The sequence below is a fragment of the Novosphingobium sp. HNCC26DJ243 genome, assembly GCF_057180545.1.
On record NZ_JBXUGN010000002.1, the window covers coordinates 210,123 to 224,262 of the forward strand.

The window sequence follows — 14,140 nt, forward strand, 5'->3', positions numbered from 1 at the left end:
CACCGCAATGGTCCCGATTGCGCGACGAAATGACCGCTTCAAGACGTCAGTCGCACTCGATTCCCTTCGAACATGCCCATTCGGCCAGTGTCGCACGCATGTCTTGCGGGGGATGGGCCAGCCATCCGTCCATCGCTGCCCGAATCTCGCAGATGTCTACCTTGCGCACCAGTTCCTTGACCGGACCGACGGCTGCAGGGGTGATCGACAGGCGAGTGATGCCAAGTCCGAGCAGGGCCAGAGCCTCGAGCCGGCGCCCGCCCATCTCGCCACAGACGGTGACGTCGGTGCCGAAGGGGGCAACAGTGGTCACCACGCGGCGCAGAAAGCGCAGGATCGCAGGGCTGAGCCAGTCGTAGCGCTCGGCCAGCTTGGGGTTGGCGCGATCGGCGGCAAAGAGGAACTGCGTAAGATCGTTGGTGCCGATCGACAGGAAGGACAGCTTGGGCGCGAGAATGTCGAGGCATTCGGCCAGTGCCGGGACTTCGAGCATCGCACCGTAGCGGATCGCCTCGGGCAGCAGCTTCTTCTGCTGGCGCAGATAGGCGAGCTGGCCGTCGAACACCGCCTTGGCCGCATCGAATTCCCAGGGTTCGGTCACCATCGGGAACATGACATTCAACGTGCGCCCACCCGCCGCTTCAAGCAGCGCGCGCGCCTGGACCTTGAGCAGGCCGCCGCGCTCCAGGGCGACGCGCAGCGCGCGCCAGCCCATTGCGGGATTCTCTTCGGCTTCGCCATCGTTGTGGCGCAGATAGGGAAGCACCTTGTCGCCGCCGATATCGACCGTGCGAAACACGACCGGCCGATCGCCTGCGGCCTCGAGCACATCGCGGTAAAGCCGGGTCTGCCGCTCGCGCGAGGGGAGCGTGGCCGAGACGAGGAACTGGAATTCGGTGCGGAACAGGCCAATGCCATCCGCGCCGGTAAGATTGAGCATCGGCGTATCGTCGCGCAGGCCGGCGTTCATCAGCACGGCGATGCGCGTGCCATCGCGCGTGAACGGCTCGACCTCGCGCATGGCGGCGTAGTGGAGCTGGCGCTCGCGGTTCTTGGCAAAGCGTGCCTCGAACGCCTCGATCAGTGAAGGTGCAGCGCGGACATCGACCACGCCCTGATCGCCATCGAGCAGGAGATGATCGCCTTCGCGGATCTTTCCGCGCAGCGCCCGGGTGCGGCCGACCACGGGAATGCCCATCGCGCGCGCCACGATCACCACGTGCGCCGTGAGCGAACCTTCCTCGAGGATCACGCCCTTGAGACGTCGGCGATCGTATTCGAGGAGTTCTGCGGGGCCGAGATTGCGCGCGATCAGGATGGCGTCGCCCTTGAGCCCCATGCTGGCCGCGGTGCCGAGCTGGCCCGAGACGATGCGCAAGAGCCGGTTCGACAGGTCCTCCAGATCGTGCATGCGATCGGCCAGAAGCGGATCGTCGATCTGCCGCATCCGCATGCGCGTGCGCTGCTGGACGCGCTCGATCGCGGCCTCGGCGGTGAGGCCGGAATCGATCGCCTCGTTGATACGCCGGGACCAGCCTTCATCGTAGGCGAACATGCGGTAGGTCTCGAGCACCTCTTCGTGTTCGCCGCCGACGCCGAATTCGGCCTGGCTCGACATGCGGTCGATCTGCTCGCGCATCTTGTCGAAGGCGAGATAGACGCGCTGGCGCTCTGCTTCGGTATCCTCGGCCACGACGTGCTCGATCGTCACGCGCGGCTGGTGGAAGACGGCAACGCCGCTGGCGAGGCCCTTGACCAGGGTCAGGCCCTTGAGCCGGTCGGGCCCGGTCAGGTGCGCCGGAACGCCCAGCGTTTCCTCGTCGTCGATCAGTTCGGCGTTGGCGATGAGTTCGGACAGGACCATCGCGACGGTCTGCAGCGCCTCGATCTCGACTTCCTCGTAACGGCGCGGCTCGACATGCTGGACCGCGACCACGCCGACCGCGCGTTCGCGCCGCACGATGGGAACGCCGGCAAAGGAATGGAACTTTTCCTCGCCCGTTTCGGGACGGAACGCGAAGTCCGGATGCGCTGCCGCTTCGGCAAGGTTTAGCGTTTCGACATTGCCGGCAATCGTGCCGACCAGACCTTCGCTTACCGCGAGCCGCGTGACGTGGACCGCCGCCTGGTTAAGTCCGCGGGTGGCGAAGAGTTCGAGCATGCCTTCGCGCAGCAGGTAGATCGAGCAGACCTCGGAATTGAGGCTTTCGCCGATCACCTCGACGATCTGGTTGAGCTTGGCCTGCGCCCCGGCGCGCGACGCCATGACCTCGTGCAGCGAAGTGAGGATCTGGCGAGCGGCGGTGACGGCTGTGAGCATGGGCAGAGGATTACCCTAGTGAACAGGGTTTGGGAATGTTGCGCGCGAACGGATCGGGGGCTGCAATCTGCGGCTCATTCGTATGCGTAATTTGAGATCCGAGCGACGACGGCGCCCTGCCAACAGGAAAGAGCCGCCCGGTCGGACGGCTCTTTGCGCTTTCTGATAAGGGTGAAGGTCAATGTGTTCGCGACAGCGCTTCCTTGATCTTCAGCTTCTTTCGCTTGAGTTGAGCCACCAGCGTATCGTCCGGGAGAGGCCGGGTCATTTCCATTTCGATCTGCCGTTCAAGTCCGGCGTGCTTCATCTGGAGAGCGCTGATGTGCGTCGATTCCATGCGTGTCCTCCTTACGGGTCGAATGCCCCCGTCAGAAACCCGCACAGGCCATCCCCGTGCGGGGCGGCGCCATCTGCCAGTCGCGTTACTCGACTCGGCAAGTCAGCGCGTTGTCATGCTCCCACATTCGCCGTATCTTGCAAGCCAAACCGCGTCGGGACGCATGCGCTACGGGTTGGACCGTAAGACGTATGGCTGCCCCGTTTCATCGCGGTAGCAAAGCGTTTCTGGGAGTATTGCGGACAGTGACCGAAGAGGAAATGCGCAAGCGGCTTGCGGCCCTGCGCCTTGAACACCGCGATCTCGATGCAGCAATCGATGCGCTTACGCTGGCAGGAGCGCGGGATCAGTTGCAGATTGCTCGCCTGAAGAAGCGCAAATTGTTGCTGCGCGATCAGATCGCGATGATCGAGGATTACCTGATCCCCGATATCATCGCGTGATTTCAATGCGATGATTCGCCAGCCGGGCGAATGTCGCCGCATTGCAACATGTCCCGTTAAGAAACGTCCGGGGATTGGACCGCTTCGGAGGTGTCGGGTGGCTGGCGCGCTGCACCGCACCGCTTTATGCGCTCTGGCATGGCCCTTCTTCCCAGCCTCAATCCGCGCATCGTCGAAGCGCTCTATGCCGAGGCATTGAACCTTGCCGACATGGTTCGCACGCGGTTCGAGCGGTTGCGCCATGAAGCCGCGCAAGGTTCGGGCGTGGAAGACGGCGAAGACCTGCACCGGGTGCAGATTTCCTGCGAGGCGCTGCGCACCACCACGCGGGTCATGCATTGCCTTGCCTGGCTGCTCAATCACCGCGCCCATTTTGCAGGCGAACTGTCCGAGCTGCAGTTGCGTCGCCATGGCCGGTTGATTGCCAACTTCCCTTCGAGCGAGGCTGATGTCGTTGCATCGCTGCCGGACGACGTGCAGTTCCTCGTCCATGAGAGCGAGCGGCTCTACCAGCGCATCCAGCGGCTGGAAGATGCCTGGCGGACCAACGGCACGCAGGGCGACAGCGCGGTGCGCCGACTGCGCGACCGTCTCGCCAGCGCGGTCAACGCAGCCTAGATCTTCGCCAGCGCGGCATCCCAGCGCGCGATGCGGGCATCGCGGACACTGGGGGTCATGCTCGGCTCGAACCGGACAAGCGGCCCGCGCATGGCATCGGCCGCCTCGTGCAGCGATCCGAACCATCCCGAAGCCGTTGCGGCAAGCATTCCGGCACCGAGCGCCGTGGTCTCGACCATGGCAGGCCGCTCGACCGGCAGCTCGAGCAAGTCGGCAAGATCCTGCGCCATCCAGTCGTTAGCGCTCATCCCGCCATCGATCCTGAGCGATGCCCACGGCGCGCGGTCGGCGGCAAAGGCGATCATCAGGTCGCGAGTCTGGTGGGCCATCGCCTCAAGCGCGGCGCGCACGACGTGGGCGCGGGTCGTGGCAAAGGTCATCCCCGTAAGGCTCGCTGTCGCATCCGGGCGCCAGTGCGGCGCGCCAAGCCCCGCGAGCGCCGGAACGAGCACGACCCCGCCGCTGTCGGGCACCGAGGCCGCAAGCGCTGCGGTTTCCTCGGCCGATCCGACAAGGCCCATCGTATCGCGCAGCCACTTGATCAGGCTTCCGGCAACGAACACCGAACCTTCGAGCGCGAAACGGCGCTGGCCCCTGTCCTGCAGCAGCACCGTGCCAAGCAGGCGGTGGCCAGAGCGCGGCGCGGCATCGCCCATTGCCGCAAGCACGAAGGCACCGGTGCCGAAGGTTGCCTTCACCTGACCCGGTGCGAGGCAGCCCTGCCCGATCGTGGCCGCCTGCTGATCACCGGCAAGCCCTCTGATCGTGATCGCTTCACCCAGCCACTGCGGCAGCGCTTCGCCGAAATCACCGAGACAGTCGGTGACTTGCGGCAGGGCCGCGCGAGGCACGCCGAACAGCGCAAGCAGATCGTCGTCCCAGTCTGCACCGTCGAGCGCGAGCAGCAGCGTCCGGCTGGCATTGCTGGCGTCGCTGACATGCCGCGCCCCGCCGGTCAGTTTCCAGACCAGCCAGGATTCGATCGTGCCGAGCGCCAGCCGCCCGTCCTGCGCAGCGGCATGGACGGCGGGTTCGTGATCGAGCAGCCAGCGCATCTTGGTTGCCGAGAAATAGGGATCGAGCATCAGCCCGGTGCGCGACTGCACCAGCGGTTCGGCTCCTTCGGACCGCAGGCGCTCGCACATCGGCGCGGTGCGGCGATCCTGCCAGACGATAGCGCGCGCCAGCGGCTCGCCGGTCAGGCGATCCCAGGCAACGACGGTCTCGCGCTGGTTGGTGACACCGATCGCGGCGATCCGCCCACGGCCTGCCGCTCGCGCCACGGCGCGAATGCAATCGAGGGTGGATTGCCAGATCTCGGATGCGTCATGTTCGACCCGGCCGGGCTCGGGATAGTATTGGGGAAACTCGGCCTGGCTGACGTCATGACAGCGGCCCGACCGGTCGAACAGCAAGGCCCTGGTCGACGTCGTTCCGGCGTCGATCACCAGCACGAGATCGTCCGTCATCGCCCCTCCTCCCCGAGAGCAAGGGCGAGCGCGGCGACTTCGTCCTTGCTGAACCACAACCCCAGTTTGGACCTGCGCCACAGGACATCCTGCGCCGTCATCGCCCATTCGCGCGTGGTCAGGTGATCGAGTTCGGCCTCGGTAAAGCCCTGCCCGAAGTGCCGGCCCATGTCCCCGCGCACGAAGCCGAGGGCATCGGTGCCGTAGGCGCGTGCCAGCCGGTGAACCGTGGCGTGCGAAAGATGCTGGGCCTGCGCCACGATCTCCTGTTCGACCGGCGCGAGGTTGTCCGCCTCGTCAATCCCGTCGGGCGTGAAATCCCCTCCGGGAAGCGGCGCCGTGGCTGTCCAGCCGGCATTGTCCATGACGCCAAGGCGCTCGAGCGCGGCCTCGGCCAAGGTGCGGTGCGTAGTGATCTTGCCGCCGAGCACCGAAAGCAGCGGCGCGGAATGGTGATCGCTTCCCCGGTCAAGCTCGAACCGGTAGCCGCGCGTCGCCGCCTCGGGCCTGCCCGAGCCATCGTCGGCGAGCAGCCGCACGCCCGCGTAAGTCCACACGACGTCCTCACGCTTGAGGCTGCGGCGGAAATAATGGTTCGCCGCATCGAGGAGATAGGCGATTTCCGCTTCGCTTGCCTTTGGCGGGTCGGCATCGGCGCCTTCCTCGCTGTCGGTCGTGCCGATCAGGGTAAAGGCATATTGCCACGGGATCGCAAAGCAGATGCGGCCATCGGGCAATTGCAGGAACAGCGCGCGCGGATCGTCGTGCAAGCGGGGAACGACGATGTGCGATCCGCGCACTCGCCGTAGCAGGCCCGGGCGCGGCGCGTGCGCCTGGTCCATCACCTGCCCCACTTGCGGCCCTGCTGCATTGACCACGATGGCGGCATGGAAAGTCTCCTGCCCGGCCTCGATCCGCCAGAGATGACCTTGGCGCGCGAGCCGCGTCACAGCGCAGCGCGTGCGGATTTCGGCGCCCCGGTCGGCGGCATCGCGTGCGAGCAGGACGACCAGTCGCGCATCGTCCACCCAGCAATCGGAATATTCATATCCCCGGCGCACATCGCTTTGCAGCCCCATGCGGCCATCGAGCTTCACGCGCCGGGTTGGCGGCAATGTCTTGCGCCCGCCGATGCGGTCATAAAGCCAGAGCCCCGTGCGCAGCATCCACCAGGGGCGGCCCTCGGGCACGATCGGCAGGACCAAGCGCATCGGCCAGATGATGTGCGGCGCCTGACGCCACAGGATCTCGCGTTCATGAAGGGCCTCGGCAACCAGCGCGAATTCGCGATGCTCGAGATAGCGCAGGCCCCCGTGGATCAGCTTGGTTGAAGCAGACGAGGTGCCTTGCGCCAGATCGCCGCGTTCGAGCAGCAGGACGGAAAGCCCCCGCCCCGTGGCATCGCGTGCGATGGCAGCGCCATTCACGCCGCCGCCGATCACCGCAAGGTCGTATGGGGTCTCCATCACTCACACCTTGGATCGGGCAGAGGCGTTGCGCAAGGTTGCGTGACCTGCGGACAATCCCCATAGCATCTGCCATGGCGCAATTGCCCCCCATCCCCGACCGCGCATCCTGGCCCACCGGACTTTCGGAGCAGCTTGAACCGCTTGTGCGGCGGGTGCTTGCGCCCAATGCCTCGCCCTACACCTTCACCGGAACGCAAACCTACATCGTGGGTAACGGTCGCGAGGTGGCGGTGATCGATCCGGGCCCTGACGATACGGGCGTATCCGGCCATGCCGACACCAATGGCGCGGGCCATGTCGAGGCGATCCTGAAGGCAGTGGGCGATGCGAAGATCGTGGCCGTGGTCTGCACGCATACGCACCGCGACCATAGCCCCGCGTCCCGCCCGCTGGTGGCGGCGACTGGCGCGCCGATCATCGGATGCGCCGCGCTCTCGCTCGACGATGATGGCCCGCGTGCCGATGCCGCATTCGATGCCGAGTACGTTCCCGACCGCGTGCTTGGCGATGGTGAGCGCATCTCGGGCGAGGGCTGGACGCTGGAGGCGGTGGCCACGCCGGGGCACACCAGCAATCACCTGTGTTATGCGCTTCTCGAAAGTGGCGCGCTGTTCACGGGCGACCATGTCATGGGATGGTCCACCTCGGTCGTGTCTCCGCCCGATGGCGACATGGCCGCCTACATGGCAAGCCTGCAGAAGCTCCACGATCGCGAAGACCGCGTGCTTTATCCGGCGCACGGGCCGCAGATTGACAATCCGCGCCAGCTCGTGCGGGGGATGCTGGGTCATCGCCGCCAGCGTGAGCGGCAGATCCTGAGGGTGCTGGAAGACCACGGACCACACGCCATTCCCGAGTTCGTGGCCGCGATGTACAAGGGACTCGATCCCCGGCTAAACGGCGCGGCGGGGCGTTCGGTGCTCGCGCACCTGATCGATCTGGAACGGCAGGGTCGCGTGGCCGTTGAGGGCGAACGATGGACAATCCTGACCTGACCACGAAGCCCGCCCCGACAATTGCGCCCCACCGCGAGACGTCGCTTGCGCGCGTCTCGATGCTACCGTGGGGCCTGTTTCTCGTCGCGCTGGCCGCAGCAGCATTCCTCGGGTGGAAGCTTTGGCAGCCCGAAGACATCGGCGATCCGCTGGCGACGAGCCTTGTCGCCTTCGAAAAACAGGACAAGCTGACCGTGTTCAGCGCCGAGCTTGCGCCCGTGGTGTCGAGCGACGATTCACGCCTGTTCGGGCTGGTCAATGCCAAGCAGGTCGCTGTGATCCCGGCGCGGGTCGACTATACGATCAACCTTGCGCAAGTGGGGCGCGAACGCCTGACCTGGAATGCGGCCGATCAGACTCTCGGCGTGCGCCTGCCCTCGCTCAGCGTAAGCCGTCCCAATCTCGACGAAGCGCGCGCGCAATATTTGCGCGACGGCATCTGGATCAGCCGCGAGGCGCAGGACAAGCTGACGCGCGACAACACCCGCCTTGCCGAAGCTCAGGCGGTGCAGCAGGCCGCCAATCCTGTGCTCATGAACCTCGCGCGTGAAGCGGCCAGGCAGGCGATCAGCCAGAACCTCTCGATCCCGCTGCAGGTTGCCGGTTACGGGAAGGCCAAAGTCGTGGTAACGTTCGACCAATAATCCAATCCAGTGTGACGGGCGTCATTGGAGCAGAGCAGCCTGGCAGGTAACAGCCCGCCGGGATTGGCGGGAGACTGTTCATGGCAACTGCAACAATAACAAATGCCTACCCCTATTCCCGCGACCAGCGCTTCTTCACGCGCATGGCAGCCGGCATGGCCGCGTTCATCGTCTTCGGCTTTGCGCAGTGGGCGTTGCGCGGATTCGTCGTGCCGACCACGGTGCCGATCTGGGTCCATCTGCATGGGCTGGCGATGCTTTCCTGGCTGGGACTGCTCGTTACGCAGAACGTGCTCGTCGGCGCGGGCAATATCGCGCTCCATCGCAAGCTTGGCTGGCTGGGTCTCGCACTTGTGCTGGTCATTGCCGGGCTCGGCATGTTCACCGGGCGCATGGCGGTGGAACTGCACCGCGTGCCGCCGTTCTTCACCAACCCCTATTTCCTCGCATTGACGCATGTCGAAGCCGTCGCCTTTGCGCTGGTGGTCGGCGCGGGGATCGCGATGCGTCGGCAAACGCAATGGCACCGCCGGCTGATGCTGGGTGCGACCGTGCTGGTAATGGAGCCGGCGTTCGGGCGACTGCTGCCTGCGCCGCTGCTGGGTCCGAACCTGACCGCCGCATTGGAAGTCGTGCTGCAGCTCGCCGTCGTCGCGCTGATTGCCCGGCACGATCTGCGCGAGACGCGACGCATTCACCCGGCAACCCGCGTTGCGGCCCTTGCGGTCGTGCTGGTGGCCGTGCTGGTTCACGCCCTTTCGATCTTCCCGCCGTTCGTTTCGCTGGCAGAAGGTATTGCAGCGGGCGGTTGAGGCCCCTAAGTCCGCCTCTCGACCCGGCACGGTCCGCTGGGCGGGAGACCGTGATGACTGCGCAGCCGACCAACCTTGCCGGACTCGACCTTCGCGCCGAGATCGACCGCTTGCGGATCGAACGCAAGGCGGTGATCCTTGCGCACTATTATCAGCGTCCCGAAATCCAGGATCTTGCCGATTTCGTCGGGGATTCGCTGGAACTCTCGCGCAAGGCAGCGGCGACCGATGCCGAAGTCATCGCGTTTTGCGGCGTGAAGTTCATGGCCGATACCGCCAAGATCCTTTCGCCTGAAAAGATCGTGGTCCTGCCCGATCTCGATGCCGGATGCAGCCTCGAGGATTCGTGCCCGCCCGACAAGTTCAAGGCCTTCCGCGAGGCGCACCCCGATCATATCGCGCTGACCTACATCAACTGCTCGACCGAGGTGAAAGCGCTGTCGGACGTGATCGTCACGTCATCGAGCGCCGAGACGATCCTTGCGCAGATTCCGCCAGAGCAGAAGATCATCTTCGGCCCTGACCGGCACCTGGGCGGATATCTCAACCGCAAGTTCGGGCGCGACATGCTGCTCTGGCCCGGGGTGTGCATCGTGCACGAGGCATTTTCGGAAACCGAGCTGCTCAAGCTGATGGCCCAACACCCCGGCGCGCCGGTGGCCGGCCATCCCGAATGCCCGCCGCACATCATCGATCATTGCGATTACGTCGGCTCGACCAGCGGCATCCTGCAGTTCGCCAAGACCTTCACCGGCGATACGCTGATCGTGGCGACCGAGCCGCACATCATCCACCAGATGCAGCTCGCCATTCCCGACAAGACCTTCATCGGTGCGCCGGGTGCGGACGGCAACTGCAATTGCAACATCTGCCCCTACATGGCGCTCAACACTATGGAAAAGCTCTACATCGCGCTGCGCGACCTCCAGCCCCGCATCGAGATCGAGGAACCCTTGCGCCTCGCCGCCAAGAAGAGCCTCGACCGCATGCTCGACATGGCCAGCGGCACGGTCGGCATGGGCGATCTGGGGGCGCGGCCCTTCGTAGGCTAAGCCTCTGGCTGGGCCCCGTGCGGAGACTCGGGCTGGGCTGACCGCTGCTCGGCAAGGCGCGCCAGCACCAGCGCTGCGCCGACCATGCCCATGCCGAGAGCATCAGGCAGCGCGAGCGTCTCGCTGAAGGCCAGCCAGCCGACGAGCACGGATACCGCCGGCTGGGTCAGCAGGACGAGTCCGATCACCAGTGGCGAGAAATGGCCTATGGCGTAGACGAGCAGGCCCTGTCCGACGATCTGGCTGGCGATCATCAGGCCGACGACCGGGAGCCAGTTGGTGGGGATGACCGGCTCGCCCATGAAAAGCGCGGTGCCCAGAAGGACCGGGCAGCCGGCGAGGCTCGACCAGAACAGCAGGCTCCACGACCCGACGCGGCCGCGCACGTTCTGCACGAACAGGATGTAGACGACGTAGAACAGTCCGGCGAGGATGCAGAACAGATCGCCCGAAAGCGTCCGTGAATCGATCTCCATCGACCGGCCGAGCAACAGACCGGCCCCCGCAATCGCAAGCACCACGGCAGCATATTCGCGCAAGTGCGGGCGGCGGTGCATTGCCACGAGACCCCAGACCATCAGGATAACGCTGCCCGAATTGCCGAACAGCGTAGCATTCCCCAGCTTGGTCATCTCGATCCCGACATGCCACGAGGCAAGGTCGAGCGCGAAGACGAGGCCGGCACCCGCCAGTATCCACCAGTCCCGCGCACCAAAGCCTGTCATTCGCTCCCGCGCCGCGCGGGCGAACAGGGCGAGCAGCGGAAGGGCGAGGAACAGGCGCCAGAAACCCGCCGAAACCGGACCGCTGTCGGCGATCCGCACGAACCAGGGACCAAGCGCCAAGGCAATGTTTCCTGTCAGCAGCGCAAGGAAATGCTTCGGACTTGGCCGCAATGGCGGCTTTGCGTCACTTGAAATCGCCATCGGCCCTGCTTAATCCAGTTGCAAAGCGAAACCGAGTGGTGTCGCGACCCTATCAAGGAGCATCCCTAGCATGCATGACCCGCTGTTCCAGCCCCTGCACCTTGGCGCGATCGTTGCGCCCAACCGCATCGTCATGGCCCCGCTTACCCGCGGCCGCGCCTCGGGCGAAGGCGTGCCGACCCCGATCATGGTCGAATACTACCGGCAGCGCGCCAGTGCCGGGCTGATCATCTCGGAGGCCACCGGCATCAGCCGCGAAGGGCTCGGCTGGCCGAGTGCGCCGGGCATCTGGAACGATGAGCAGGTCGAGGCCTGGAAGCCGGTGACCGAGGCTGTCCACGCTGCGGGCGGACGGATCATCCTGCAGCTCTGGCATATGGGCCGCGTCGTCCATCCCTACTTCCTGGGCGGTGAGCCGCCGGTGTCGGCATCGGCAACGCGTGCGCCGGGCCATGCCCATACGCCGGAAGGCACGCAGGACTACGTGACCGCACGGGCGCTGCGCCTCGACGAGATTCCGCGCGTGGTGGAGGACTATGGTCGCGCCGCCGAAAACGCGAAAAAGGCAGGCTTCGACGGCGTGCAGTTGCACGGCGCCAATGGCTATCTGATCGACCAGTTCCTGCGTGACGCGACCAATCTGCGCGAGGATGCCTACGGCGGCAGCCCGCAGAACCGCGTGCGCCTGATGCGTGAAGTGCTCGAGCGGCTGATCGCGGTCTGGGGCAAGGATCGCGTTTCGATCCGCCTTTCGCCCAATGGCGAGACGCAAGGGACCGACGACAGCAATCCCGCCGCCACGTTCGGCGAGGCGGCCAGAGTCCTGCAGGAACTGGGCGTGGGCTTCGTCGAACTGCGCCAACCGGGACCGGAAGGCACCTTCGGCCAGACCGACGTCCCCCAGCAGGACGCGTTGATCCGCTCGATCTACACCGGCCCGCTCGTGCTCAACAGCGATTACACCGCCGAACAGGCCGTAGCGGACATCGAGTCCGGGCGTGCCGATGCCGTGAGCTTCGGCCGTCCGTTCATCTCCAATCCGGACCTGGTCGAGCGCATCCGCCAGGGTGCGCCCATCAATCCGAACAAGGGCGTACCGCAAACATGGTATTTCCCCGGAGAAGTTGGCTATACCGACTATCCGACGCTGGCGGAGGAAACCGCATCAGCCTGAGGTGAGGAGTATTGCCGCATGCCGCCCAGATCCTGGCTCTTCGTTCCCGGTGACAGCGAAAAGAAACTGGGCAAGGCGATGGCCACGGGCGCGCATGCGGTGATTGTCGATCTGGAAGACGCGGTTGCGCCTTCCGCCAAGCCCCAGGCGCGCGTGCTGGCGCGCGATTGGCTGACGATCCACCGCCAGCATGTGACCGAGAACCGCCCGGTTTCGCGCTGGGTGCGGATCAATGCGTTCGATACCGGGATGTGGCGCGACGACCTGCAGGTCGTCATGGCCGGGGCCCCTGACGGGGTGATGCTGCCCAAGTGTGAAGGCCCTGACCAGATCCGGCAGCTTGCCGCCGAGATCTATGAGCTGGAACAGCGCAACCGCATCGCCAACGGCGCCACACGCATCCTGCCGCTGGTGAGCGAAACCGCGCGCTCGGCGCTTTCCATTCCTTCCTACGTCGATGAGCCCCTGCCCCGGCTTGCCGGGCTCACCTGGGGTGCCGAAGACCTTTCGGCGGTTCTGGGAGCGACGCGCAAACGGGACGGAAACGGTGCCTGGACCGATGCCTTCCGCTTCATCCGCGCGCAGTGCCTGCTTGTCGCCCATGCCAAGGGCGTCTGGGCGATCGATACGCTCCACGATGATTTCCGCGACGAGGACGGCACCCGTCACGCAGCGGAAGCCGCGCGCGCGGACGGGTTTACCGGCATGCTGGCAATCCACCCGTCGCAGGTGCCGATCATCAACGCAGCGTTCGCGCCGACCGAGGAAGAACTTGCCGAGGCGCATGCAATCGTCGGCCTGTTTGCCGCCAACCCCTATTCGGGAACGCTGCAGTACAATGGCCGGATGATCGACCAGCCTCACCTCAGGATGGCGAAGCAGTTACTCGGTATCGCCTGATTGGGCGGGCGCTTCGGCGGCAACCGGGGCCGGCGCTTCGGCGTCATCGGGCTCTTCGGCATCCGCCGGCTTGGCCGACGTCTTCGCCTTGGCTTCGGCCTTGACCGGCGCCATCGGCGGCGAAGCGGTCGACGTGTCGAGATTGATCATGTCGTCGCTGATGCTGCCGGGCAGCACTTCGCTGCCGGCGGTGGCAGCCTTTTCATCGCTGTCCTTTTTCCCACATGCGGCGAGCGGCAGGGTGAAAGTCAGGCCAAGGACTAGCGCGGCGGAACGGATGGTCATGCGGTAGCCTCCGGAGGGCAGGGCGTTTCAAGGCGGGCAAGGAAAGCGTCGAGATTACCCAGAAGCGCCTCGTCCCAGGCTTGGGGTGTCACATCTTTCCCCAATGCGGCAAGGCTGGTCACGCCGAATTCCTCGATCCCGCAAGGGACGATGCCGCCGAAATGCGACAGGTCGGGCGAGAGGTTGACCGAGAAGCCGTGCATCGTGACCCAGCGACGGATACGCACGCCGATCGCGCCGATCTTCGCCTCGCGCCCGTCCGGTCCGTTGGTCCATATCCCGACGCGGCCTTCGGCACGCCATGATTCGACGCCAAAACCGGCGAGCGTTTCGATCACCCAGCCCTCAAGCGCATGGACGAAGCCGCGGACGTCACGCGCGCGCGTGCGCAAGTCCAGCAGGACATAGCCGATGCGTTGCCCGGGACCATGATAGGTGTAGCGACCGCCGCGCCCTGCCTCGACCACCTCGAACCGGGGATCGAGCAGCTCATCGGGTGCGGCGCTGGTCCCTGCGGTGTAGACGGGCGGATGTTCAAGCAGCCAGACCAGTTCGCCTGCCGTGCCATCGGCGATCGCGGCATTGCGCTGCGCCATGGCGTCGAGCGCGTCACGGTAAGGGACTTGCGCCGTCGCGCGCCGGATTTCGATGCTGTCATTCGCACTCATCGCCATCGCATGGCGCGGCCATGCGCCG

At 65.5% G+C, this 14,140-nt stretch carries 15 protein-coding genes; 8 read left to right on the forward strand and 7 right to left on the reverse strand.

Annotation, left to right across the window (positions count from 1 at the left end; genetic code table 11):
* Positions 1–46: 46 nt before the first annotated feature.
* Both ptsP and AC2A04_RS08505 read right to left on the reverse strand, forming a co-directional pair.
* A complete protein-coding gene (ptsP, locus tag AC2A04_RS08500) occupies positions 47–2,320 on the reverse strand; it encodes a phosphoenolpyruvate--protein phosphotransferase (RefSeq protein WP_484211891.1) in 2,274 nt (757 codons plus the stop codon).
* A 178-nt stretch (positions 2,321–2,498) separates the two neighbouring features.
* Positions 2,499–2,657, reverse strand: a complete 159-nt coding sequence (locus tag AC2A04_RS08505; RefSeq protein ID WP_484211892.1) for a YdcH family protein — start codon at positions 2,655–2,657, stop codon at positions 2,499–2,501.
* 245 nt (positions 2,658–2,902) lie between these two features.
* On the opposite strand from AC2A04_RS08505, the gene AC2A04_RS08510 reads away from it, so the two are divergent.
* Positions 2,903–3,100, forward strand: coding sequence for a YdcH family protein (locus AC2A04_RS08510; protein ID WP_484211893.1), 198 nt, complete (start codon positions 2,903–2,905; stop codon positions 3,098–3,100).
* A gap of 138 nt (positions 3,101–3,238) precedes the next feature.
* Positions 3,239–3,718 carry a DUF1465 family protein gene (locus AC2A04_RS08515; RefSeq protein WP_484211894.1) on the forward strand — a complete coding sequence of 160 codons (480 nt, stop codon included), beginning with the start codon at positions 3,239–3,241 and terminating at the stop codon, positions 3,716–3,718.
* On the opposite strand, the gene AC2A04_RS08520 is transcribed toward AC2A04_RS08515, so the two are convergent.
* Together AC2A04_RS08520 and AC2A04_RS08525 are read right to left on the reverse strand one after the other, a co-directional pair.
* The gene (locus tag AC2A04_RS08520; protein WP_484211895.1) at positions 3,715–5,187 is read right to left on the reverse strand and encodes a glycerol kinase; all 1,473 of its coding nucleotides are present in this window, start codon (positions 5,185–5,187) and stop codon (positions 3,715–3,717) included. The two genes, AC2A04_RS08515 and AC2A04_RS08520, sit on opposite strands and share 4 nt — an antisense overlap.
* Positions 5,184–6,653 (reverse strand): glycerol-3-phosphate dehydrogenase, encoded by a 1,470-nt coding sequence (locus AC2A04_RS08525; protein ID WP_484211896.1) that lies wholly within the window; start codon positions 6,651–6,653, stop codon positions 5,184–5,186. Before AC2A04_RS08525 ends, AC2A04_RS08520 begins: the two co-directional genes overlap by 4 nt.
* A gap of 74 nt (positions 6,654–6,727) precedes the next feature.
* On the opposite strand from AC2A04_RS08525, the gene AC2A04_RS08530 reads away from it, so the two are divergent.
* The 4 genes from AC2A04_RS08530 to nadA all read left to right on the forward strand — a co-directional run bounded on the left by AC2A04_RS08530 (position 6,728) and on the right by nadA (position 10,159).
* Complete coding sequence (locus AC2A04_RS08530) at positions 6,728–7,651, forward strand: MBL fold metallo-hydrolase (protein WP_484211897.1); 924 nt, start codon at positions 6,728–6,730, stop codon at positions 7,649–7,651.
* On the forward strand, positions 7,633–8,295 hold the full coding sequence (locus tag AC2A04_RS08535) for a DUF4230 domain-containing protein (protein ID WP_484211898.1): 663 nt from the start codon (positions 7,633–7,635) through the stop codon (positions 8,293–8,295). The genes AC2A04_RS08530 and AC2A04_RS08535 overlap by 19 nt, the downstream gene beginning before the upstream one ends.
* A gap of 80 nt (positions 8,296–8,375) precedes the next feature.
* The gene (locus AC2A04_RS08540; protein ID WP_484211899.1) at positions 8,376–9,107 is read left to right on the forward strand and encodes an adenylate cyclase; all 732 of its coding nucleotides are present in this window, start codon (positions 8,376–8,378) and stop codon (positions 9,105–9,107) included.
* Between the two features lie 53 nt (positions 9,108–9,160).
* Positions 9,161–10,159 (forward strand): quinolinate synthase NadA, encoded by a 999-nt coding sequence (gene nadA / locus AC2A04_RS08545; protein ID WP_484211900.1) that lies wholly within the window; start codon positions 9,161–9,163, stop codon positions 10,157–10,159.
* Here the strand turns inward: nadA and AC2A04_RS08550 are convergent.
* On the reverse strand, positions 10,156–11,085 hold the full coding sequence (locus AC2A04_RS08550; RefSeq protein ID WP_484211901.1) for a DMT family transporter: 930 nt from the start codon (positions 11,083–11,085) through the stop codon (positions 10,156–10,158). The genes nadA and AC2A04_RS08550 overlap by 4 nt on opposite strands.
* Positions 11,086–11,155: 70 nt before the next feature.
* Here AC2A04_RS08550 and AC2A04_RS08555 point away from each other — a divergent pair, with 70 nt between their 5' ends.
* Both AC2A04_RS08555 and AC2A04_RS08560 read left to right on the forward strand, forming a co-directional pair.
* The gene (locus AC2A04_RS08555; RefSeq protein WP_484211902.1) at positions 11,156–12,259 is read left to right on the forward strand and encodes an alkene reductase; all 1,104 of its coding nucleotides are present in this window, start codon (positions 11,156–11,158) and stop codon (positions 12,257–12,259) included.
* An 18-nt stretch (positions 12,260–12,277) separates the two neighbouring features.
* Positions 12,278–13,159: an HpcH/HpaI aldolase/citrate lyase family protein gene (locus tag AC2A04_RS08560; protein ID WP_484211903.1), complete on the forward strand. Its 882-nt coding sequence runs from the start codon at positions 12,278–12,280 to the stop codon at positions 13,157–13,159.
* Here AC2A04_RS08560 and AC2A04_RS08565 read toward each other — a convergent pair.
* Positions 13,142–13,444 (reverse strand): hypothetical protein, encoded by a 303-nt coding sequence (locus AC2A04_RS08565; RefSeq protein WP_484211904.1) that lies wholly within the window; start codon positions 13,442–13,444, stop codon positions 13,142–13,144. The two genes, AC2A04_RS08560 and AC2A04_RS08565, sit on opposite strands and share 18 nt — an antisense overlap.
* Positions 13,441–14,112 (reverse strand): lipoyl(octanoyl) transferase LipB, encoded by a 672-nt coding sequence (gene lipB, locus AC2A04_RS08570; protein ID WP_484211905.1) that lies wholly within the window; start codon positions 14,110–14,112, stop codon positions 13,441–13,443. Before lipB ends, AC2A04_RS08565 begins: the two co-directional genes overlap by 4 nt.
* Positions 14,113–14,140 lie beyond the last annotated feature (28 nt).